Origin of the sequence: Pseudomonas palleroniana, from assembly GCF_003031675.1 — a bacterium.
GTDB lineage: Bacteria > Pseudomonadota > Gammaproteobacteria > Pseudomonadales > Pseudomonadaceae > Aquipseudomonas > Aquipseudomonas palleroniana.
In genome coordinates, this window is the sequence record NZ_PYWX01000029.1 from 1 (window position 1) to 21960 (window position 21960).

At 60.5% G+C, this 21960-nt stretch carries 19 protein-coding genes and 2 pseudogenes; 6 read left to right on the plus strand and 15 right to left on the minus strand.

Annotation, left to right across the window (positions count from 1 at the left end; all coding sequences use genetic code 11):
- Positions 1–229: 229 nt before the first annotated feature.
- The 4 genes from sutA to glnK form a co-directional block, all read right to left on the minus strand.
- Complete coding sequence (gene sutA, locus C9383_RS08510) at positions 230–556, minus strand: transcriptional regulator SutA (protein WP_060753621.1); 327 nt, start codon at positions 554–556, stop codon at positions 230–232.
- A 103-nt stretch (positions 557–659) separates the two neighbouring features.
- On the minus strand, positions 660–1085 hold the full coding sequence (locus tag C9383_RS08515; protein ID WP_060753622.1) for a secondary thiamine-phosphate synthase enzyme YjbQ: 426 nt from the start codon (positions 1083–1085) through the stop codon (positions 660–662).
- Between the two features lie 211 nt (positions 1086–1296).
- Complete coding sequence (locus C9383_RS08520; RefSeq protein WP_090367999.1) at positions 1297–2637, minus strand: ammonium transporter; 1341 nt, start codon at positions 2635–2637, stop codon at positions 1297–1299.
- A gap of 36 nt (positions 2638–2673) precedes the next feature.
- Entirely contained in the window at positions 2674–3012 is a 339-nt protein-coding gene (gene glnK, locus C9383_RS08525; protein WP_002555808.1) for a P-II family nitrogen regulator, read from the minus strand.
- Positions 3013–3434: 422 nt separating this feature from the next.
- Here glnK and C9383_RS08530 point away from each other — a divergent pair, with 422 nt between their 5' ends.
- Positions 3435–3695 carry an accessory factor UbiK family protein gene (locus C9383_RS08530; RefSeq protein WP_060753624.1) on the plus strand — a complete coding sequence of 87 codons (261 nt, stop codon included), beginning with the start codon at positions 3435–3437 and terminating at the stop codon, positions 3693–3695.
- A 163-nt stretch (positions 3696–3858) separates the two neighbouring features.
- Positions 3859–5370 carry a YifB family Mg chelatase-like AAA ATPase gene (locus C9383_RS08535; RefSeq protein WP_090367997.1) on the plus strand — a complete coding sequence of 504 codons (1512 nt, stop codon included), beginning with the start codon at positions 3859–3861 and terminating at the stop codon, positions 5368–5370.
- A 38-nt stretch (positions 5371–5408) separates the two neighbouring features.
- Here the strand turns inward: C9383_RS08535 and C9383_RS08540 are convergent, their stop codons facing one another.
- Together C9383_RS08540 and C9383_RS08545 are read right to left on the minus strand one after the other, a co-directional pair.
- On the minus strand, positions 5409–7385 hold the full coding sequence (locus C9383_RS08540) for a methyl-accepting chemotaxis protein (protein WP_090367995.1): 1977 nt from the start codon (positions 7383–7385) through the stop codon (positions 5409–5411).
- A 167-nt stretch (positions 7386–7552) separates the two neighbouring features.
- On the minus strand, positions 7553–8473 hold the full coding sequence (locus C9383_RS08545; RefSeq protein ID WP_060753646.1) for a LysR substrate-binding domain-containing protein: 921 nt from the start codon (positions 8471–8473) through the stop codon (positions 7553–7555).
- A gap of 151 nt (positions 8474–8624) precedes the next feature.
- Between C9383_RS08545 and C9383_RS08550 the strand changes: the two genes are divergently transcribed.
- Positions 8625–10028, plus strand: coding sequence for a NorM family multidrug efflux MATE transporter (locus C9383_RS08550; protein WP_090367993.1), 1404 nt, complete (start codon positions 8625–8627; stop codon positions 10026–10028).
- A gap of 13 nt (positions 10029–10041) precedes the next feature.
- Here the strand turns inward: C9383_RS08550 and C9383_RS08555 are convergent, their stop codons facing one another.
- Positions 10042–11706 (minus strand): putative bifunctional diguanylate cyclase/phosphodiesterase, encoded by a 1665-nt coding sequence (locus tag C9383_RS08555; protein ID WP_060753648.1) that lies wholly within the window; start codon positions 11704–11706, stop codon positions 10042–10044.
- Between the two features lie 256 nt (positions 11707–11962).
- On the opposite strand from C9383_RS08555, the gene rep reads away from it, so the two are divergent.
- Positions 11963–13972 carry a DNA helicase Rep gene (gene rep / locus C9383_RS08560; RefSeq protein WP_060753649.1) on the plus strand — a complete coding sequence of 670 codons (2010 nt, stop codon included), beginning with the start codon at positions 11963–11965 and terminating at the stop codon, positions 13970–13972.
- A 58-nt stretch (positions 13973–14030) separates the two neighbouring features.
- Complete coding sequence (locus C9383_RS08565; protein ID WP_003195447.1) at positions 14031–14603, plus strand: xanthine phosphoribosyltransferase; 573 nt, start codon at positions 14031–14033, stop codon at positions 14601–14603.
- A 147-nt stretch (positions 14604–14750) separates the two neighbouring features.
- Here C9383_RS08565 and C9383_RS08570 read toward each other — a convergent pair whose 3' ends face one another.
- From C9383_RS08570 to dadA, 7 genes and pseudogenes are all read right to left on the minus strand, one after another.
- Positions 14751–16673, minus strand: coding sequence for an acetyl-CoA hydrolase/transferase C-terminal domain-containing protein (locus C9383_RS08570; RefSeq protein WP_090367991.1), 1923 nt, complete (start codon positions 16671–16673; stop codon positions 14751–14753).
- 136 nt (positions 16674–16809) lie between these two features.
- Positions 16810–16902 (minus strand): annotated as a pseudogene (locus tag C9383_RS28630) (c-type cytochrome); the annotation flags it as partial.
- Positions 16891–17262: pseudogene (locus tag C9383_RS08575) on the minus strand (c-type cytochrome); the annotation flags it as partial. The pseudogenes C9383_RS28630 and C9383_RS08575, both read right to left, overlap by 12 nt.
- Before the next feature lie 181 nt (positions 17263–17443).
- A complete protein-coding gene (locus tag C9383_RS08580; protein WP_003176893.1) occupies positions 17444–17992 on the minus strand; it encodes a cupin domain-containing protein in 549 nt (182 codons plus the stop codon).
- A gap of 116 nt (positions 17993–18108) precedes the next feature.
- Positions 18109–19182 (minus strand): alanine racemase, encoded by a 1074-nt coding sequence (gene alr / locus C9383_RS08585; RefSeq protein ID WP_060753652.1) that lies wholly within the window; start codon positions 19180–19182, stop codon positions 18109–18111.
- A 78-nt stretch (positions 19183–19260) separates the two neighbouring features.
- Entirely contained in the window at positions 19261–19614 is a 354-nt protein-coding gene (locus C9383_RS08590) for a RidA family protein (RefSeq protein WP_060753653.1), read from the minus strand.
- Complete coding sequence (gene dadA / locus C9383_RS08595; RefSeq protein ID WP_090367989.1) at positions 19586–20887, minus strand: D-amino acid dehydrogenase; 1302 nt, start codon at positions 20885–20887, stop codon at positions 19586–19588. The genes C9383_RS08590 and dadA overlap by 29 nt, the downstream gene beginning before the upstream one ends.
- A 155-nt stretch (positions 20888–21042) precedes the next feature.
- Between dadA and C9383_RS08600 the strand changes: the two genes are divergently transcribed.
- Entirely contained in the window at positions 21043–21531 is a 489-nt protein-coding gene (locus tag C9383_RS08600) for an Lrp/AsnC ligand binding domain-containing protein (RefSeq protein WP_003176896.1), read from the plus strand.
- Between the two features lie 39 nt (positions 21532–21570).
- Here the strand turns inward: C9383_RS08600 and C9383_RS08605 are convergent, their stop codons facing one another.
- The gene (locus C9383_RS08605; RefSeq protein WP_017135860.1) at positions 21571–21924 is read right to left on the minus strand and encodes a YkgJ family cysteine cluster protein; all 354 of its coding nucleotides are present in this window, start codon (positions 21922–21924) and stop codon (positions 21571–21573) included.
- Between the last annotated feature and the right edge of the window lie 36 nt (positions 21925–21960).

Sequence of the window (21960 nt, forward strand, 5' to 3'; positions counted from 1 at the left end):
AAAGCCAGTCGACGACCAGCTTGATTCGTTGGTTCATAGGGGACTCTTGGTTCCAGGGCATGATCAGTTACCTCCTGATCATGCGTGATAGCCTGTAAACCATGTCCCCGGTTAGAAATGTAAACGATGTCCCCGGTTTGTACCGGGGCAAGCCCGCTCACTACAATGACCAGGGCATGAAAAAGCCCGCAGCGACGGCGGGCTTTTTCTTACAAGCAGGTGCCTGACCTCAGATAGGTCGGCTGCCGTACTTGTTATCCGGCTTCTTCGGTGGGTCTGCCACCACGTTAGCCTCGACTTCCTGCACTTTGCCACCTTTGGCGAGGAACTCTTCCATCGCACGGGCCAGCGCGTCGCGCTCTTTGTTCTTGGCTTCAACACTCGGCAGTTCGTCTACCGAAACCGCAGCCTTGGCTTTGCCTTTGGCCGCAGGAACAGGTACATCATCGCCACCGTCGTCTTCAGCAACGTCTTCCGCCGCGGCTTCAAGACCTTCTTCGGTGTCGTCGTCGTCACCCACTTCGAGGTCGTCGTTTTCCAGATCATCGTCGCTCATGTTCTACCTCATGACTTGCGAAAAGCAGATTAGTTATAGCCCAGCTTCGCCTTCTGTCGAAGGTCGCCGGAAAAAAATCAACATCCACCGGATAACCAGTGGCTTATGCCTCATCACCGTGCAAGGTGGCGAGGACTTTACGAGCACCGCCATGATCACGGTGCTCGCCCAGATAAACACCTTGCCAGGTCCCCATCGCCAAGCGGCCGGCCTTGACCGGCAGACTCAGCTGGCAGCCCAGGAGACTGGCCTTGAAGTGCGCCGGCAGATCATCCGGACCTTCGTCGTTGTGTTCAAACCCCGCACGGCCCTGCGGCACCAGTGAGTTGAAATAACGTTCGAAGTCACGGCGAACCGCCGGATCGGCGTTCTCGTTGACCGTCAACGAAGCCGAGGTGTGCTGCAGCCACAGATGCAACAGGCCCACGCGACATGCCTTCAATTCAGGCAAGCCGGCGAGCAACTCATCGGTTACCAGGTGAAAGCCCCGGGGCTTGGCCCGCAGAGTAATCAGGGTCTGTTGCCACATACAGTTCTCCGCCTATCGGCGCGCATTCTAGCGTGCTCTGGAAAAAAACAAAGTGCCGAATACGCCTACATGCCTGTAAGACATTCGCACGGTAAAAAGTGCCGTGTGCGCCGCATCACAAAGTCCGCACAAAAACCGTTACAGCCTTTTGGAACTGACAAACGCCAGACAAAAAAATGCCCGGCAAGCCGGGCATCTTTTTTTCGCGGATTTACAAGTTGTAACCGCGTTCGTTGTGTTGCGCCAGATCGAGGCCGACCGCTTCTTCTTCGTCGGTAACCCGCAGGCCCATCACCACATCCAGCACCTTGAGGATGATGAAGGTCACGATGGCCGTGTAGATCACGGTGAAGCCGACGCCTTTGCACTGAATCCAGACTTGCGACGCGATATCAGTGGTGGCTGCGTTGAAGCCGCCCAGCGAAGGCGCCGCGAACACACCAGTCAGGATCGCACCCAGGATACCGCCGATACCGTGCACGCCGAAGGCATCCAGGGAGTCGTCGTAACCCAGCTTGCGTTTCAGGGTAGTGGCGCAGAAGAAACACACCACACCGGCGGCCAGGCCGATCACCAGTGCGCCCATCGGGCCCACGGTGCCGGCGGCTGGAGTGATTGCCACCAGGCCAGCCACCACGCCCGAGGCGATGCCCAGTGCGCTCGGCTTACCGTGGGTGATCCACTCGGCGAACATCCAGCCCAGTGCCGCAGCAGCGGTAGCGATCTGGGTCACCAGCATGGCCATACCGGCAGTACCGTTGGCAGCCGCTGCGGAGCCGGCGTTGAAGCCGAACCAACCCACCCACAGCATGGCCGCGCCGACCAGGGTGTAACCCAGATTGTGCGGTGCCATCGGGGTGGTCGGGAAGCCTTTACGCTTGCCGAGTACCAGGCACGCCACCAGGCCAGCCACACCCGCGTTGATGTGCACCACGGTGCCACCGGCGAAGTCCAGCACGCCCCAGTCGCCCAGCAACGAACCCGGACCGCCCCATACCATGTGGGCAATCGGTGCGTAGACCAGGGTGAACCAGACGCCCATGAAGATCAGCATCGCGGAGAACTTCATACGCTCGGCAAAAGCACCGACGATCAGCGCAGGAGTAATGATGGCGAAAGTCATCTGGAAGGTGACGAACACTGCCTCGGGAAACAGCGCCGCAGGGCCCGTGATGCTCGCTGGGGTCACACCCGACAGGAACAACTTGGACAGGCCGCCCACGAAGGAGTTGAAGTTGACGACGCCCGCTTCCATACCGGTGGTATCGAACGCCATGCTGTAGCCGTAGACAAACCACAGGATGGTGATCAGACCAGTGATGGCGAAGCACTGCATCATCACGGAAAGAATGTTTTTGGAGCGCACCATGCCGCCGTAAAACAGCGCCAGACCCGGAATGGTCATGAACAGCACCAGCGCGGTGGAGGTGAGCATCCATGCCGTGTCGCCGGAATTGAGGACTGGAGCAGGTGCTGGGTCCGCCGCCAATGCCAGGGCAGGCATTACGAGGGACAACAGGGCTCCTAGCCCTGCGAATTTACGCAGAGTCATATTGTTTTCTCCTGGGGCGTTAAGGGGTTTGGCGGCTTAGATTGCGTCGGTATCGGTTTCGCCGGTACGGATGCGAATAGCCTGTTCCAGATTGACCACGAAGATCTTGCCGTCACCGATCTTGCCGGTGTTGGCCGCCTTGGTTATCGCCTCGATAACCCGGTCAAGATCCTTGTCGTCAATGGCGACATCAATCTTCACCTTCGGCAGGAAATCGACCACGTATTCCGCGCCGCGATACAGCTCGGTATGACCCTTCTGCCGACCGAAGCCTTTGACCTCAGTAACGGTAATGCCCTGCACGCCGATCTCGGACAGTGACTCGCGTACATCGTCCAACTTGAACGGCTTGATGATGGCAGTGACTAGCTTCATGAAAACTCTCTCCCGAATTGGTGGACTTGCCCCAGGAAAACAAACCCGTCTCAAGTCTAAGCGCAGTGCCTGGCTTTGTAACGCATCGTCGCCTCGACAATTACCGTGGCGACGCCAGCGAACCACTGGTGACGAAACCTGTACCCCTGATCCGTCGGCGCACTGCATTCGTCACAGCGACTGCATCAGTGCATGGGTCATGATCGTCTAAGCAGAAACCTTGCCAGCTCCGTAAAAATCATTGAAATCAGTCCATTGCCCACTTGTGCCCACCCGCAGGGCGTTTTGACGACGCCAATGCGCACAAAAACAGTGCGCCACCGCCAGACCTCCTGCGCGAAAAGCGTGCGCTCGCGGCCGTGAAAAAGACTATAGACGCTGCGTGATACACTGGCGCCCAACAGTTTTCCGGAATATTTCCCATGCTCGCGCCCAAAGACTTCCTCGACGCCCTCAGCGGCCACGCCTCTCGCTTGTTCAGCGGCGAAACCCCGCTGCCTCGCACTGAAATCGAAAGCCAATTCAAGGCGCTGTTGCAAAGCGGCTTCAGCAAGCTCGACCTGGTGAGCCGGGAAGAATTTGACAGCCAGATGGTCGTGCTTGCCCGCACGCGAGCGCGACTCGAGAGCCTGGAGGCGAAGGTGGCGGAACTGGAAGCCAGGCTGACGCCACCCGCCGAATGAGCACGGTCAGTGTGGGCGCTGTCGAGCGTTAGCCCGGCAGAGCCCACTTAAGCGTTGCTGCCTGCGCCGGATACGTTCTGTAAAACCTCCCTCGCTTCGCTCTTCCCCGCCTCGTCTACCCTTGAAAAACCGCAAGAAGCGGCACCCTTTTCAAGGAACGCGCATGTCCCTCGCCATCGTCCACAGCCGCGCCCAGGTTGGCGTCGAAGCCCCCGCAGTGACCGTCGAAGTGCACATGGCCAATGGTCTGCCATCGCTCACATTGGTGGGTTTGCCGGAAACGGCTGTGAAGGAAAGCAAGGACCGCGTGCGCAGTGCGATCCTCAACTGCGCACTGCAATACCCGTCCCGCCGCATCACCCTCAACCTCGCGCCCGCCGACCTGCCCAAGGACGGCGGGCGTTTTGATCTGGCGATTGCCTTGGGAATCCTGGCGGCCAGTGTGCAGGTGCCGGCATTGATGCTCGACGATGTGGAATGCCTGGGAGAGTTGGCACTGTCCGGCGAGGTGCGGGCAGTCAAAGGGGTGTTGCCGGCGGCGCTGGCAGCGCGCAAGGCCGGGCGCACTGTAATAGTGCCTCGGGCGAATGCCGAAGAGGCCTGCCTGGCGTCGGGGTTGAAGGTAATTGCGGTGGATCACCTGTTGCAGGTGGTGGCGCACTTGAACGGGCATGTGCCGATCGAGCCCTACAAGTCCGACGGTTTGCTGTGCCTGAACAAACCTTACCCGGACCTGAGCGAAGTACAGGGTCAGAGTGCGGCCAAGCGCGCGCTGCTGATTGCCGCTGCGGGCGCGCATAACCTTCTGCTCAGCGGGCCGCCCGGCACCGGCAAGACCTTGCTCGCCAGCCGGCTGCCCGGGTTATTGCCACCGTTGAGTGAGCAGGAAGCGTTGGAAGTCGCGGCGATTCAATCGGTGGTCAGCGAGGCGCCGCTGAGCCATTGGCCGCACCGGCCCTTTCGCCAGCCGCACCACTCGGCTTCCGGGCCGGCGCTGGTAGGCGGCGGTTCAAAACCACAGCCGGGCGAAATTACCCTGGCCCATCACGGCGTGTTATTTCTGGATGAGTTGCCAGAGTTTGATCGCAAGGTACTGGAGGTGCTGCGCGAACCGCTGGAGTCAGGGCATATCGTCATCTCCCGCGCCCGTGATCGCGTCAGTTTCCCGGCCCGTTTCCAGTTGGTGGCCGCCATGAACCCCTGCCCTTGCGGCTACTTGGGCGAACCCAGTGGGCGCTGCCGCTGTACACCGGAGCAGGTCCAGCGCTACCGCAACAAACTCTCGGGGCCGTTGCTGGATCGCATCGACCTGCACCTGACCGTCGCCCGGGAAACAACCGCACTTAATCCGACGCCGCAGCCTGGCGATAACACGCAGAAGGCTTCAGTACGCGTGGCCGAGGCTCGCGAGCGCCAGCAAACGCGTCAGGGCTGCGCCAATGCGTTTCTCGATCTACCGGGGTTACGCCAGCATTGCGCGCTGTCCAAACCGGATGAGGCCTGGCTGGAGAGTGCGTGCGAGCGGCTCACCCTATCCCTTCGAGCAGCCCACCGGCTGCTGAAAGTTGCGCGCACTCTCGCAGATCTGGAGTGCTCGACCAAAATAGGTCGAGACCACATTGCCGAAGCGCTGCAGTACCGGCCTGCGGCGTCCAGCCCGGCCGATCAACGATGAACCGTTCGAAGCCAGCGCCGCCACTCAGGCCAAGACGATCAACGAAACCGATCTACTTCATGGCGCAAGCCCGCCGCCAGGGTTTCCAGCTCCTTGGCGGTAATCGCCAGGTTCGACACCACTTCGCGCTGCTCGCTGTTGGCCAACGCAATGCTCTGCAGATTGCTGCTGAGCACATTTGCGGTGCTGCTCTGCTCCTGGGTCGCCGTGGTGATCGCCGCGAACTGCTGCCCGGCCGAGCGGCTCTGTTCGTCGATACGTGCCAGGGCCGAGGCCACGTCGGCGTTACGCGACAAGCCTTCCTGCATCAGCACATTGCCGTGTTCCATGGTGCTGATGGCGTTGCCGGTTTCCTGTTGGATGCTCTGGATCATCCCGGAAATTTCGTCAGTGGCTTGGCGGGTACGCGACGCCAAGTTGCGCACTTCGTCAGCAACCACGGCAAAGCCACGCCCCTGCTCACCGGCACGGGCGGCCTCGATCGCGGCGTTGAGCGCCAGCAGGTTGGTCTGTTCGGCGATCGAGGTGATCACCCCCACAATCCCGCCGATTTCCTGGGAACGCTGGCCCAAGGTGTTGATCACCGTAGCCGTGCTGTTCAACGCAGCGGCGATGTGTTCCAGGGACGACGACGCCTCTTGCATCGAGGTACGGCCGATACGGGTTTGCTGGGCGTTTTCCTGGGCCAGGCGTTCGGTATTGCCCATGTTGTCGGCAATGTTCAACGACGTGGCGCTGAATTCTTCCACCGCACCGGCCATGCTGGTGATCTCGCCGGACTGTTGCTCCATGCCTTCATACGCGCCGCCGGACAGACCGGACAATGCCTGCGCCCGGCTATTGACCTCTTCGGCCGCCTTGCGGATGTGCGACACCATGGTCGACAGCGCTTCGCCCATCTGGTTGAAGGCGCGCGCCAACTGGCCGATTTCATCATGGCTGGACACGTTCAAGCGTGCGCTCAAATCGCCGGCACCCAGGGCTTCGGCCTGGCGCACCAGGTCACTCAGGGGCTGCAGTTTGCGGCGCAGCAACCACACCACTGCGCCCACCGCCAGCAACATCGCCAACACGCTGCCGATCACCAGGCGGATCCCCACCGCCCAGGTCACCGAGCGAATCTCGGACTTCGGCATGCTCGCCACAACCGACCACGGGCCGCCCTCAAAGGGCACCGCGACGCTATAGAAGTCTTCGTTCTTGTCACTCCAGAATTGCCCTTCGCCCGGCGCTTTCGCCAGTTCGAGCATCACTGGGATGGCCTGGTCCGGTGCCTGCACGCCAGCGGGTGGTACCAGCCAGTGTTTCTGTTCATCGAGCAAGGCCAGGGAACCGGTCTGGCCGATACGGAAACGCTTGAGATTGTCGAACTGGGCCTTCTGCTCATCGGTGTAGTCAAAACCGATGAACAACACGGCGATCACTTTGCCGCCAGCGTCCCGCACCGGGGTGTACTGGGTCATATAGGCCCGGTCGAACAACACCGCACGGCCGACATAACCCTGCCCAGCCAGCAGGCGCTGGTACGCCGGGTGCTGGTGATCGAGCACGGTGCCGATGGCGCGGTTGCCGTCCTGCTTGGTCAAGGAGGTGCTGACGCGGACAAAGTCTTCACCGCTGCGTACGAATACCGTCGCCACACCGCCGGACATTTGCTTGAAAGCGTCCACTTCCCCGAAGTTGTTGTTCAACACCACGTCGCCCAGGTACAGGCTCGGCGTTTGCACACCGGCCACGGTAACCGGCTGGTCCGCCCGCAAGCTCAACCCGGCGCCGAAGCGCTTTTCAAACAGCCCGCTCAAACGCTGGGTACTTTCGCGCAAGGTGCCGTGGAAGGTGTTGAGTTGATCGGCGAGCAGGCGTGCCTCGCTGGCCAGGTGTTCCTCGCGGGTGTCGAGGTTGGCGGAGTCGAGGGAACGCAGGGCGAAAACCGTACTGCCGCTGATGGCGACAGCCAGAATCACGGCCAAGGCGAGACCCAATTGGGAGGCGATCCGAGCGCGAGGTTGAGACATGACAGCTCCTGGCCGAGGCCAGGATCATCCTGATCTCATAGCGTTGCTCGGCAAATTATCTAGTGGGTAGCAATAGGGCACGATAGTTCCAACACCCCTTCTTCGGCGAGTGCGGGCAATACTTGAGTGCTGTGCAGAGGTATCGCGCAAACGATTGCAACCTACGCTCAATCCAGGCGCTCAACTTGTGGCAATTCCATCGCACGGACTTCCCCTTGAAGAAACTCCGCCAACCGCCGCAAGCGCTCACCACCGGGGCGGGTTTTCGGCCATACCAGGTAGTAATTTTCCCCACTGGCGACCGCTGTCGGCCAGGGCAGGCTCAAGCGCCCCTGGGCCACATCCTCGGCCACCATCAACAGATCGCCCATGGAGACCCCGTAACCTCTCGCGGCAGCGATCATGCCCAACTCAAGGGTGTCGAACACCTGCCCGCCCTTGAGCGACACCTGGGATGACAGCCCCATGCGCTCCAGCCAGTTTCGCCAATCGCGGCGGTCGGGCGTGGGATGCAACAGTTCGGCGCCGGCCAGGCGCGCGACGTCCCAAGGCCCATCCTCCAGCAGGTTCGGCGCCCCCACTGGAACCAGCAACTCGGGGAACAGGTAAACGGCCTCCAGATCCGCCGGAAAATGCCCGTAGCTGAGCAGCACCGCGCAGTCGAAGGGCTCCTGATTGAAGTCCACCTCATCCACGCTCATCCACGCGCTGGTCAGTTGCACCTCATTGCCCGGCTGCAGGGCCCGGAAGCGACTGAGCCGCGCCAGCAGCCAACGCATGGTCAACGTAGGCGGTGCCTTCATGCGCACAATGTCATCTTCGGCGTTCAAGGTCTCGCAGGCCCGCTCTAGGGCAGCGAAACCTTCGCGCACGCCGGGCAACAACAGGCGCGCGGCTTCAGTGAGCTGCAAGGTCCGACCGCTGCGCTGGAACAGGCGGCAGGCAAAATGCTCCTCCAGCGTGCGAATGTGCCGGCTCACTGCACTCTGAGTAATCGACAGCTCCTGCGCCGCACGGGTGAAGGAGTTATGCCGGGAAGCGGCTTCAAAGGCGCGCAAGGCATAAAGCGCAGGCATACGACGAGACATTGAGAAGCTCCTACGGGGCAATCCTCAAACCCTACCAGAATCCCTCAGGCATGAGTTTTTATCATGCTGATGATCGCATTTATCGTTTTGTGCATTGAACCCAGAGCGTCGAGAATCAACCCTTCCCCAACCCTCTGACTTTTCGAGCGTGATGATCATGCAACATCCGGCGCGTAGCGAACTCTGGGCCATTCTGCGGCTGTCGGGGCCGTTGATTGCCTCACAGTTGGCCCACATGCTGATGGTGCTGACCGACACCCTGATGATGGCCCGCCTGAGCCCCGAAGCCCTGGCCGGTGGTGGCCTGGGTGCAGCAAGTTACTCATTCGTGGCGATTTTCTGCATTGGCGTGATTGCCGCCGTGGGCACCCTGGTTGCCATTCGTCACGGCGCGGGCGATATCGAAGGCGCCACCCGCCTGACCCAGGCCGGGCTGTGGCTCGCCTGGCTGATGGCCCTGGCGGCGGCGCTGCTGCTGTGGAACCTCAAGCCAGTGCTATTGATGTTCGGCCAAACCGAATCCAACGTGCACGCGGCGGGGCAATTCCTGACGATCCTGCCGTTCGCCCTGCCCGGCTACCTGAGCTTCATGGCGCTGCGCGGCTTTACCAGCGCCATCGGCAAGGCGACGCCGGTCATGGTGATCAGCCTGTGCGGCACCGTGCTCAACTACCTGCTCAACCATGCGTTGATCGAAGGTATGTTCGGCCTGCCGAAACTGGGCTTGATGGGCATCGGCCTGGTGACGGCCATCGTAGCCACCAGCATGGCCCTGGCACTGATGTGGTACATCCGCAGCAACCGGGCCTACGCGGCCTACCCGCTGGGTTCGGGCCTGCTACGCCTCAACACCCGATACCTGCGCGAGCTGTGGCGCCTGGGCCTGCCGATTGGTGGCACCTATGCGGTGGAAGTCGGGCTGTTCGCCTTCGCGGCGCTGTGCATGGGCACCATGGGCAGCACGCAGCTGGCGGCGCACCAGATCGCGCTGCAAATTGTTTCGGTAGCGTTCATGGTGCCGGCGGGCATGTCATACGCGGTAACCATGCGCATCGGCCAGCATTACGGTGCCGGGCAGCTGCTGCAGGCGCGCTTGGCCGGGCGAGTCGGCATCGGTTTTGGCGCGATGATAATGCTAGGGTTTGCGGCGGTACTCTGGTTGTTTTCCGACCCGCTGATCGGGCTTTTCCTGGACCATGACGACCCCGCCTTCCACGATGTCATCGTCCTGGCAGTCAGCCTGCTGGCCGTGGCCGCCTGGTTTGAGCTGTTCGACGGCGTGCAGACCATCGCCATGGGCTGCATCCGCGGACTGAAGGACGCCAAGACCACTTTTCTGGTGGGCTTGGGTTGCTATTGGCTGATCGGCGCACCCTCGGCGTGGTTGATGGCCTTTACCCTGGGCTGGGGACCGACCGGGGTGTGGTGGGGCCTGGCGCTGGGGTTGGCGTGCGCGGCCATCGCCCTGACCTGGGCGTTTGAAGCGAAGATGAAGCGGATGATTCGCCAGGAGCCTGAAATTCGCACTGAATTTCAGGCCATGCTGCCGGACTAGGGCCTGCAAGCCACTAGCCCAACAGCGCCTCCTGGCTCTTGCCGAACGTCAGGTACTCCACCAGCTCCGGCAAGGGCAGCGGCTTGCTGATCAGGTAACCCTGGGCCTGGTCGCAGCCAAACAGACGCAACAACGCCAGCTGCTCAGGGGTTTCCACGCCTTCGGCCACTACTTCGAGGTTGAGGTTGTGGGCCAGGTTGATCATCGCGTGGACTAATTTGCGGTTCTCTTCGCGCTCTTCCATGCCCCCCACGAAACTCTTGTCGATCTTCAACAATGCAATCGGCAAGCTGTTGAGGTGCACGAACGATGAGAAACCGGTGCCGAAGTCATCCAGGGAGAACCGCACACCGAGGCGCCCCAAGGCATCCATGGTCTGCTTGACCAGATCGCTGCGACGCATCACGGCGGTCTCGGTCAACTCGAACTCCAGCCACTTGGCCTCCACGCCACGCTCGGCGATCAACCGACTGAGAGTGGAGAGCAACTGGCTATCCTGGAACTGGCGAAACGACAGGTTGACGGCCATGTGCAGCCGCGGCAGATCGCGCTCGCGCAGGTCTTGCATGTCGCGCAAGGCTCGGGAGATCACCCAATAACCCAGCGGCACGATCAAACCGCTCTGCTCGGCCAGGGGTACGAACTCACTGGGCGGCAACAGGCCCCGTTCACCATGGCGCCAGCGCACCAGGGCTTCCAGGCCAACGATATGCCCGTCGTCCAGGTCCAGGCGCGGCTGGTAATGCAATTCCAGCTCGTCACGGCGCAACGCGCGGCGCAGCTCGCTTTCCAGGTCGGCCAGGCTGCGGGCGTTACGGTTGATGCGTTCGTTGAAGATATGAAAGGTACAGCCCTGGGTGCTCTTGGCCTGCTGCATGGCGATATGGGCGTGCCACATCAACGGGTCGGCACCGGCGCGTGCGCGCGCATGCGCCACACCGAGGCTGCAACCGATCAACAAGCTTTCGCCGTCGACCCAGTACGGCTCGGCCATCACTTCGGTGATGCGCTCGGCCATCCATTCGGCACGCTGGGGCGCACGCCGGGTATCGATCAGCAGGGCGAACTCATCACTGCCCAGGCGCGCCAACTGGTCCCCGGCTTCAAGCTGGCTCTTGAGCCGTGAGACCACTTGCAGGATCAACCGGTCGCCGGCCTGGTGGCCCAGGGCATCGTTGGCATGACGGAAGTTATCGAGGTCCAGATGGCCGAGCGCCAGGCCTCGCCCTTCGTTTTCCGCCAGTCGTGCGGCCAGCAGGGTCTGGAAACCCTGGCGGTTGGCAATACCGGTGAGCGGATCCTGTTCGGCCAGGCGCTGCAAGGTGTTCTCCAACACACCGCGCTCACGGACATGGCGCAGGCAGCGGCGCAACGTATCGGCATCCAATACACTGCGCACCAGCCAGTCGCTGACACCCAGCGGCGAAACCAGTGGTTCCTGCTCCAACAGCAAGACGCACGGCAGGCTGCAACGGCCAGGGCCGGGTTGCAGGCTGGGCGTGGTCAATAGCACGGCACTGTGGTCGTCATCGAACAGACGACTCACCGAGTCCCAGTTGGGCGCACTGATCAGCACAGCCCCATCGCCCATCGGCACCAGGCACTCGCGCAACAACGCTGCCCACTCAGGCGGATCGGCCAGAAGCAGCAAACGCAAGGGTTCGACAGGCGTAGACAAGCTAGCTCCCTAGACTCTGCAAGATTTCAATGGCGGCGGGCAGTATGACGTGCGGCCTGAGAATCACCCATGATAAGGCTTATCAGAGGCACAGGCTGCACACATCCGCTGCAAAAAGCTCCCACATCCTGCGACAAAGTATCAAAACCGGCAAATTTAGATCGAGTGGTACGTCACACCGTCGTTCTGTGAGAGCAGAATCCTGCCAGCCTGTTAAAATGCCCGCCCTTTTGAACAACGACCCCCTGAATTCCGTATGTCCCGACTCAATCCCCGGCAGCAAGAAGCCGTGAACTACGTCGGCGGCCCTCTATTGGTGCTCGCCGGCGCCGGCTCCGGCAAGACCAGCGTGATCACCCGCAAGATTGCGCACCTGATCCAGAACTGCGGCATCCGCGCCCAGTACATCGTCGCCATGACCTTTACCAACAAGGCGGCGCGCGAAATGAAAGAGCGTGTCGGCACGCTGCTCAAGAGCGGCGAAGGCCGTGGCCTGACTGTGTGCACCTTCCACAACCTGGGCCTGAACATCATCCGCAAGGAGCATGTGCGGCTGGGCTACAAGCCAGGTTTCTCGATATTCGACGAAACCGATGTGAAGTCGCTGATGACCGACATCATGCAGAAGGAATACGCAGGCGACGACGGCGTGGATGAGATCAAGAACATGATCGGCGCCTGGAAAAACGACCTGATCCTGCCGGCCCAGGCCCTGGAAAATGCGCGCAACCCCAAGGAACAGACCGCCGCCATCGTCTACACCCACTATCAACGCACGCTCAAGGCGTTCAACGCGGTGGACTTCGACGACCTGATCCTGCTGCCGGTGAAGTTGTTCGAGGAACACGCCGATATCCTCGAAAAATGGCAGAACAAAGTGCGCTACCTGCTGGTGGACGAATACCAGGACACCAACGCCAGCCAATACCTGCTGGTGAAAATGCTGATCGGCAAGCGCAACCAGTTCACCGTGGTAGGCGACGACGACCAGTCGATCTACGCCTGGCGTGGCGCCCGCCCGGAAAACCTGATGCTGCTCAAAGAGGACTACCCGTCCCTGAAAGTGGTGATGCTGGAGCAGAACTACCGCTCCACCAGCCGTATCCTGCGCTGCGCCAACGTGCTGATCTCCAACAACCCCCACGAGTTCGAAAAGCAACTGTGGAGTGAGATGGGGCATGGCGATGAGATCCGCGTGATCCGCTGCCGTAACGAAGACGCCGAAGCCGAGCGCGTGGCCGTGGAAATCCTCAGCCTGCACCTGCGCACCGACCGGCCCTACAGCGATTTCGCGATTCTGTACCGAGGCAACTACCAGGCCAAACTGATCGAACTGAAATTGCAGCACCACCAGGTGCCGTATCGCCTGTCGGGCGGCAACAGCTTCTTCGGACGCCAGGAAGTAAAGGACCTGATGGCCTACTTCCGGTTGATCGTGAACCCGGACGACGACAACGCCTTCCTGCGCGTAATCAACGTGCCACGTCGGGAAATCGGTTCCACCACCCTGGAAAAGCTCGGCAACTATGCCACCGAACGCAAGATCTCGATGTACGCGGCCACCGATGAAATCGGCCTGGGCGAGCATCTGGATACCCGCTTCACCGACCGCCTGTCGCGCTTCAAGCGCTTCATGGACAAGGTGCGCGAGCAGTGCGCCGGCGAAGATCCGATCAGCGCGCTGCGCAGCATGGTCATGGACATCGACTATGAGAACTGGCTACGCACCAACAGCTCCAGCGACAAGGCCGCGGATTACCGCATGGGCAACGTCTGGTTCCTGATCGAAGCGCTGAAGAACACCCTGGAAAAAGACGAAGACGGCGAGATGACCGTCGAGGACGCCATCGGCAAGCTGGTGCTGCGCGACATGCTCGAACGCCAGCAGGAAGAGGAAGACGGCGCCGAAGGTGTGCAAATGATGACCTTGCATGCCTCCAAGGGCCTGGAGTTCCCCTACGTGTTCATCATGGGCATGGAGGAGGAAATTCTCCCGCACCGCTCCAGTATCGAAGCCGACACCATCGAAGAAGAACGGCGACTGGCCTACGTAGGCATTACCCGCGCGCGCCAGACCCTGGCCTTCACCTTTGCTGCCAAGCGCAAGCAATATGGCGAAATCATCGATTGTGCCCCCAGCCGGTTCCTCGACGAACTCCCGCCGGATGATCTGGCCTGGGAAGGCAATGACGACACCCCCACCGAGGTGAAGGCCGTTCGCGGCAACACCGCCTTGGCAGATATACGCGCGATGTTAAAGCGCTAGAATCGACTACTTTTTAATCTACTTTCGACGCACGCTGCGTCAACAGAGGAAGCTTTCCGTGGAAGCACTGCACAAGAAAATTCGCGAAGAAGGCATCGTGCTTTCCGATCAGGTACTCAAGGTCGACGCCTTTCTGAACCACCAGATCGACCCGGCACTGATGAAGCTGATCGGCGACGAATTCGCCGCGCTGTTCAAGGATTCGGGCATCACCAAGATCGTCACCATCGAAGCTTCGGGCATCGCACCAGCGATCATGACCGGTCTGAATCTCGGCGTGCCGGTAATCTTCGCCCGCAAACAACAGTCCCTGACCCTGACTGAAAACCTGCTGTCGGCCACGGTGTACTCCTTCACCAAGAAAACCGAAAGCACCGTGGCCATTTCCCCGCGCCACCTGACCAGCAGCGACCGCGTGTTGGTCATCGACGATTTCCTGGCCAACGGCAAGGCATCGCAGGCGCTGATTTCGATCATCAAGCAAGCCGGCGCAACCGTCGCGGGCCTGGGCATCGTGATCGAGAAATCCTTCCAGGGTGGCCGTGCGGAGCTGGACGCGCAGGGTTATCGGGTTGAGTCGCTGGCGCGGGTTAAATCGCTGGCCGGTGGTGTTGTCACCTTCATCGAGTGATTTGCTGCACAGCAAATACCCGGTGAATACAGATCAAAATGTGGGAGGGGGCTTGCTCCCGATGGCAGTGGGTCAGCTAACACATTCGTTGACTGGCGCACCGCTATCGGGGGCAAGCCCCCTCCCACATTTTATTCAGGTTAGCTGTCAGTGCCCGGTGGCCTGCAAGCCGGCCAGTAGCAGGCGCTGATACAGGTCCTCCTTCAGCCCCTCGGGCTTATCCAACCGCATCCGCTTGAGGTGCTCAGGAAACGCCCCCGACTCCGGCGCATCCAGCGCAGCCTTGCCCAACTCCAGAATCTCCGTCAGCTTGAATTTGCTCTTGAGCCAGTTCAATGCGCGCAACAGATCTTTTTCTTCATCAGTGAAATCAGTGCCCAGTGGATACTCGGGAAACAACCGCCGATGCCGAGCCTGAAGCGCCTGTAGCCGCTGCGGCGTATTGTCGGTAAAACGCGGGTCCAGCTGGAAATCCTCGGGCAGCTTGCCGGCCTTCTGTGCCTGTTTGATCAAGTCGTCCTGGAAACGGGAGTCGGTAATGTTGAGCAGCGCCTCGATCACCTTGGCGTCAGTCTGCCCACGCAGGTCGGCAATGCCGTATTCGGTGATGACGATGTCCCGCAGGTGCCGTGGGATAGTGCAGTGGCCATACTCCCAGACGAGATTGGAGCTGACCTCCCCTGCCGACTCGCGCCAACTGCGCAGAATCAGGATCGAACGCGCGCCTTCCAGCGCATGGCCTTGGGCGACAAAGTTGTACTGCCCTCCCACGCCGCTGAGCACGCGACCGTCTTCCAACTGGTCGGCCACGCCCGCACCGAGCAACGTCACCATGATCGCGCTGTTGATAAAGCGGGCATCCTGGCGCTGTAAACGCTTGAGTTCTTCCTGGCCATACAGCTCGTTGATGTAGCTGATGCGGGTCATGTTGAATTCAAGACGCTTGGCGTGGGTCATTTCCTGCAAGCGCTGGTAAAAACTGCGTGGCCCGAGGAAGAAACCGCCATGGATCGATACGCCGTCGGGCTGCGCTGCATCATCCAGGGTGCCGGCGTTGGCTTGCGCCTGGGTCGCCACATCGGGGTAGACCTTACGCCGCACAATGCCGGCATCGGCCAGCACCAGCAGGCCATTGACGAACATTTCGCTGCAGCCATAGAGGCCCCGCGCAAAGGGCGCGACGCCGCCTTCACGGCTGATCAGCGGTGCCCACTGGTACACATCCAGGTCCGTCAACAGTAGCCGGTAAGCTTCGTTATCCGCCTGACGCGCCAGCAGAGCGGCGGTCAGCGCATCGCCCATGGAACCAATACCGATCTGCAAGGTGCCGCCATCGCGCACCAAGGTGCTGGCATGCAGGCCGATAAAATGATCCTGGAAACCCACCGGCATATTCGGTGTGGAGAACAGCGTGGTGCTGTCCTTTTCGTCGAGCAGGTAGTCGAATGCGTCAATGCCCAGCTCGGCATCGCCAGGCATGTAAGGCAAATCGCTGTGGACCTGGCCGACGATCAGGATGGTCTCACCCGCTTCGCGGCGCTTGGCGATCAGCGGCAACAGGTCAAGGGTGATATCCGGGTTGCAGCTCAGGCTCAGGCGGTCAGGGTGTTCGGCGCTACTGGCCACCAACTGCGCCACCAGATTCAGGCCGGCTGAGTTGATGTCGCGAGCGGCATGGCTGTAGTTGCTGCTGACGTAGTCCTGCTGGGCCGACGCACTGTGGAGCAGGCTGCCAGGCTGCATGAAGAACTGTTGTACGCGGATATTGCTGGGCAAGCTGTCCTTGTGCAGGTCGGCGAGAAAATCCAGTTCCGGGTAATCGCCGAATACCCGATCGATAAAGGGTTCGAGAAAGCGCTTCTGCAAACCATCACCCAGGGTGGGACGGCCCAGGCTCAGTGCGGTGTAGATCGTCAGCGATCGCTCCGGCAGCTTGGCGATACGTCGATACAGAGCGTTGGCGAACAGGTTGGGCTTGCCCAGCCCCAGCGGCATGCCCATGTGGATATGCGCCGGCAAGCGCGCCAGCACGTCGTCAACTGCTTGCTCGATTGAACACAACTGCACCATCCGACACTCCTGAACATTCCGTGATTAGGGGTTGGACCGAGCTTGCCGGGTCTTTGCTGCAATGAACAGCTGCGAATCATAAACAACGGGCACAAAAAAGCCGCTGGTCAGCGGCTTTTTGGCGAAGTTCGGCGGATTACAGGCCAGACATCTTCTTGATTGCGCCTTCAAGGTCTTCAAGGCTGCAATCAGCACAGGTGCCCATCGGCGGCATTGCGTTCAAACCATGCTTGGCGACCTGCGCCAAACCTTTGGTACCTTTTTCGGGAGCCTCGATCTTGAGTTCTGCCAGTACGGCATCGACATGGCCAAGCCGTTCTTTCCAGGCGGCCGTATCACCAATTTTCGGCGCGTTCAGCAGTCCGGTGCCATGGCACGCGTTGCAATGCTTGGCAATTACATCATCCGGCGTTTTAGCCGCGCCACCGCCGGCCGCCGCCACGGCAACCTCCATTCCCTTGCATTCCTGGCCCTGAACACAGACTTGGCCGACAGGCTCCAAGCGTTTGGCAATCTCATCATTGGTCGCAGCTTGAGCGCTGACAGCCCATAGGGCCAATACGGTTGCTGGTGCAGCCAGCATTTTCATAATTAGGTTCACGCGTTCACCCTCAATGGTGGCTATTCACGCCTGCGGCCACGGTTTCGCAGGCGGCGAAAGTATAACGGTTAGCCCGTTGGGCCGAAACAACCCTATTAAACAAAGGGAGATTCGACCTCACGGAATACAGCTACGGATGCCTCTGCAACGCTGGCAGGGCGCCTCTTTTTTAAAAGTTCGCGGGTGTGGCTGCGCTGATTAGTCGCGCCGGCACGTCGAACGGATTGCGAAAACGGTGCGGCTTGGTGCTTTCAAAGTAGTAGCTATCGCCGGCTTCGAGCACAAAAGTTTCAAGACCGACCACCAACTCCAGCCGCCCCTCCACCAGAATCCCGGTTTCCTCGCCTTCGTGAGTGAGCATCTCTTCGCCGGTGTCGGCACCCGGCGGGTAGATTTCGTTGAGAAACGCAATCGCCCGGCTGGGGTGTGCACGGCCCACCAGCTTCATGGTGACGGCACCGTCCGAGATGTCGATCAGCTCATTGGCTTTATAGACGATCTGCGTCGGTATTTCCTGGAGGATCTCCTCGGAAAAAAACTCGACCATGGACATGGGGATGCCGCCCAGCACCTTGCGCAAGGAGCTGATCGAGGGGCTGACACTGTTTTTTTCGATCATCGAAATGGTGCTGTTGGTGACGCCCGCACGCTTGGCGAGCTCACGCTGGGAAAGACCTTTGAGCTTACGGATGGATTGCAGTCGTTCGCCGACGTCCAATGCAGGAGCCTCCTAGGATTCAGGCGTTGTTGTATTTGAGCGTTATCATGGCGACAGCGTTCAGTATTTACAACACTTGGGCCTAAATCCCGGGCAGCTGTGTTCGTACCTGGCGCTCAAGCGCCGCAATAGAGCCTTGGCACGCGGCGCAGGTTGCAGAAGATCTGGTAGGGAATCGTCTCGGCAGCGGCGGCGACGTCACTGGCCAGGATATTTTTACCCCATAGCTCCACCGTCGAACCGAGACCGGCCTGGGGTACGTCCGTCAGGTCGATACACAGCATGTCCATGGAAACACGGCCCAGCAATTGGCTGCGCTGGCCGGCCACCAGCACGGGTGTGCCGGTAGGCGCGTGACGTGGATAACCGTCCGCATAGCCCATGGCAACCACACCGATGCGCATCGGCTTGGGTGTGACGAATTTTGCGCCGTAGCCCACCGGCTCGCCGGCCGGCAACTCACGCACACAGATGACTTTGGACTCCAGGGTCATCACCGGCTGCAAACGCGCAGCAATGGCCTGGTCTTCACCAAACGGCGTGGCGCCATACAGCATGATGCCCGGGCGTACCCAGTCGCTGCCCACCGCCGGCCAACCCATCACCGAAGGCGAATTGCGCAGGCTCACCTCGGCCGACAAGCCTTGGCGCGCCGCGTCAAACACCGCAACCTGCTCATCACTGCTCACGCAATCCAGCTCATCCGCGCGGGCGAAGTGGCTCATCAACACGATCTTGGCGACTTTGCCGCTGGCCAGCAGGCGCTGGTAAGCCTCGTGATAGTCCTTGGGGTGCAGGCCCACGCGGTGCATGCCCGAATCCAGCTTGAGCCAGACCGTCAGCGGTTTGCTCAAGCGGGCCTGCTCGATGGCCTCCAGTTGCCATAACGAATGCACCACGCACCAGAAATCATGCTCGATGATCAGCGGCAGCTCGCTGGCTTCGAAAAAACCTTCCAGCAGCAGTACCGGCGCACGGATACCGGCGGCGCGCAGTTCCAGCGCCTCTTCGATACACGCCACGGCAAACCCGTCCGCCTCGGTTTCCAGCGCCTGTGCCACACGCACGGCACCATGACCGTAGGCATCGGCCTTAATCACGGCGAGGGCCTTGGCCCCCGTGACTTCACGGGCCAATTGGTAATTGTGGCGCAGGGCTTGGAGGTCGATCAGGGCACGGGCAGGACGCATGGCGGCAGGCTTCTAGGCGGCAAAGTGAAGAAAAACCGGTACCGACCCATAACGTCGGCACCGGGGAGGAATCCGGGTTTAAGGCAGCGCGGCCACGACGGACAGCTCTACCAGAATTTGCGGCTCGCACAGTTTGGCTTCAACCGTGGCACGCGCCGGAGCGACGCCTTTGGGCAGCCATTTGTCCCATACCGCGTTCATACCGGCGAAATCGGCGTCGATGTCTTTCAAGTAGATCGTCACCGACAGCAGTCTGGTTTTGTCGGTGCCGGCCAGGTCGAGCAAGCGCTCGATATTGGCCAGGGTTTCACGGGTCTGCTGTTCAATCCCGGCACTCATGTCGTCGCCGACTTGACCGGCCAGATACACGGTACCGCTGTGAACGACGATCTGGCTCATGCGCTCATTGGTGAGCTGGCGCTGGATTGACATGTTTTGCGGACTCCTGGTGGTTGCCATAACGGGAAATATCGAGGCCTTCGGCGCTGATCTGCGGGGTTTTCTTGGCCATCAGGTCGGCCAACAAACGACCGGAGCCGCAGGCCATGGTCCAGCCGAGCGTGCCATGGCCGGTGTTCAGGAACAGGTTCTTGAACGGGGTTGCGCCGACAATCGGTGTACCGTCGGGGGTGGTCGGGCGCAGGCCGGTCCAGAACGTGGCTTCGGCCAAATTGCCGCCCTGAGGATAAAGGTCGTTGACGATCATCTCCAGGGTTTCCCGCCGACGCGGGTTGAGCGACAGGTCAAAACCGGCTATTTCAGCCATGCCGCCCACCCGGATGCGGTTGTCGAAACGGGTGATGGCGACCTTGTAGGTCTCGTCGAGAATGGTCGATGTCGGCGCCATCGCCGGGTTGGTGATCGGTACGGTCAACGAGTAACCCTTGAGCGGGTATACCGGCGCCTTGATCCCCAGGGGCTTGAGCAATTTCGGCGAGTAGCTGCCCAGGGCCAGCACGTAGCGGTCGGCAACTTCCAGCTTGCCGTCGACCCACACGCCATTGATGCGGTCGCCGGCATAATCCAGGCGCTGGATGTCTTGTTCGAAACGGAACTCGACGCCCAGTTGCTTGCACATTTCGACCAAACGCGTGGTGAACATCTGGCAATCACCGGTCTGGTCGTTGGGCAGGCGCAGGGCACCGGCTAAAATATCCGTGACACTGGCCAACGCCGGCTCCACGCGGGCAATTCCAGCGCGATCAAGCAGCTCGAACGGCACGCCAGACTCTTCCAGCACGGCGATGTCCTTGGCGGCGCCATCGAGCTGGGCCTGGGTGCGGAACAGTTGGGTTGTGCCCAGGCTGCGGCCCTCGTAGGCAATGCCGGTCTCGGCGCGCAACTCATCGAGGCAGTCGCGGCTGTACTCGGACAGGCGGACCATGCGCTCCTTGTTCACCGCATAACGGCTGGCGGTGCAGTTGCGCAACATCTGCGCCATCCACAGGTATTGATCGATATCGGCGGTGGCTTTGATCGCCAGCGGTGCATGACGCTGCAACAGCCACTTGATGGCCTTGAGCGGCACGCCCGGCGCGGCCCAGGGCGAGGCATAACCAGGGGAAACCTGGCCTGCGTTGGCGAAACTGGTTTCCATGGCAGCGGCAGGCTGACGGTCGACCACCACGACTTCAAAGCCGGCCCGAGCCAAATAGTAGGCACTGGTCACGCCAATGACGCCGCTACCCAAGACCAGAACGCGCATTTTTATATCCTCATCACGGCTTGGCCGCTGACGTGTGTTGTTCGAGCAATGATGCGCGCAGTATAAAAAGCAATCGCCAGTGCATTTCACTATATAACTGCCTATATTTGGCGACAATTCTCGGCAGTAACCCTTTTCACAGAGGCGTATCCCCTATGCGTACCAACACTCAGACCAAGCGGGAGCTGGATAAGATCGACCGCAATATCCTGCGCATCCTGCAAACCGACGGACGCATTTCGTTCACAGAGCTTGGCGAAAAGGTGGGGCTGTCGACCACGCCATGCACCGAGCGCGTGCGTCGGCTGGAGCGCGAAGGGATCATCATGGGCTACAACGCGCGGCTGAACCCGCAGCACTTGAAGGGTAGCTTGCTGGTATTTGTCGAGATCAGCCTCGATTACAAGTCCGGCGACACCTTTGAAGAATTCCGCCGCGCCGTACTGAAACTGCCCCATGTGCTGGAGTGCCACCTGGTGTCGGGGGACTTTGACTACCTGGTGAAAGCGCGGATTTCGGAGATGGCCTCCTACCGCAAATTGCTTGGCGATATCCTGCTCAAGCTGCCCCATGTGCGGGAGTCCAAGAGTTATATCGTGATGGAAGAAGTCAAAGAGAGCCTGAACCTGCCGATCCCGGATTGACTGGCCCACCCTCCCACATTTTTTGACTGCCTATATCCGTCAGACCAGCACCTGTCGCGTACTCGCCATGTATTCGTGGATCTGCTTCTCCACCCGTGGGTGAATCAGCTCCACCGGGCGCCGCCCATTGGGGCACGGCAAGGTCTTGGTGGTACCGAACAACCGACAGATCAACGGGCGTTCGTCATACACCGTGCAACCGTTGGGGCCCAGGTGCACGCAGTTCAGCTCGTCCATGGCCGCCTCCTGTTCGGCGGCAGTCTTGCGTGGCAGGCGCGACATTTCTTCAGGTGACGTGGTCACTGGCCCACAGCAGTCGTGGCAACCGGGAACGCACTCGAACGAGGGAATCTGTCGGCGCAGCGCGCTGATTTTCTGACTGTTGCAACTCATCAACACAGTTACCGAACGGCGAATAGGCATGAATTC

Coding starts and splice junctions, on each gene's coding strand:
- sutA (WP_060753621.1), bottom strand. CDS start 556: ATGAGCGACGATGATCTGGAAAACGACGACCTCGAAGTGGGTGACGAC.
- C9383_RS08515 (WP_060753622.1), bottom strand. CDS start 1,085: ATGTGGCAACAGACCCTGATTACTCTGCGGGCCAAGCCCCGGGGCTTT.
- C9383_RS08520 (WP_090367999.1), bottom strand. CDS start 2,637: ATGACTCTGCGTAAATTCGCAGGGCTAGGAGCCCTGTTGTCCCTCGTA.
- glnK (WP_002555808.1), bottom strand. CDS start 3,012: ATGAAGCTAGTCACTGCCATCATCAAGCCGTTCAAGTTGGACGATGTA.
- C9383_RS08530 (WP_060753624.1), top strand. CDS start 3,435: ATGCTCGCGCCCAAAGACTTCCTCGACGCCCTCAGCGGCCACGCCTCT.
- C9383_RS08535 (WP_090367997.1), top strand. CDS start 3,859: ATGTCCCTCGCCATCGTCCACAGCCGCGCCCAGGTTGGCGTCGAAGCC.
- C9383_RS08540 (WP_090367995.1), bottom strand. CDS start 7,385: ATGTCTCAACCTCGCGCTCGGATCGCCTCCCAATTGGGTCTCGCCTTG.
- C9383_RS08545 (WP_060753646.1), bottom strand. CDS start 8,473: ATGTCTCGTCGTATGCCTGCGCTTTATGCCTTGCGCGCCTTTGAAGCC.
- C9383_RS08550 (WP_090367993.1), top strand. CDS start 8,625: ATGATCATGCAACATCCGGCGCGTAGCGAACTCTGGGCCATTCTGCGG.
- rep (WP_060753649.1), top strand. CDS start 11,963: ATGTCCCGACTCAATCCCCGGCAGCAAGAAGCCGTGAACTACGTCGGC.
- C9383_RS08570 (WP_090367991.1), bottom strand. CDS start 16,673: ATGGTGCAGTTGTGTTCAATCGAGCAAGCAGTTGACGACGTGCTGGCG.
- alr (WP_060753652.1), bottom strand. CDS start 19,182: ATGCGTCCTGCCCGTGCCCTGATCGACCTCCAAGCCCTGCGCCACAAT.
- C9383_RS08590 (WP_060753653.1), bottom strand. CDS start 19,614: ATGTCAATCCAGCGCCAGCTCACCAATGAGCGCATGAGCCAGATCGTC.
- dadA (WP_090367989.1), bottom strand. CDS start 20,887: ATGCGCGTTCTGGTCTTGGGTAGCGGCGTCATTGGCGTGACCAGTGCC.
- C9383_RS08600 (WP_003176896.1), top strand. CDS start 21,043: ATGCGTACCAACACTCAGACCAAGCGGGAGCTGGATAAGATCGACCGC.
- C9383_RS08605 (WP_017135860.1), bottom strand. CDS start 21,924: ATGAGTTGCAACAGTCAGAAAATCAGCGCGCTGCGCCGACAGATTCCC.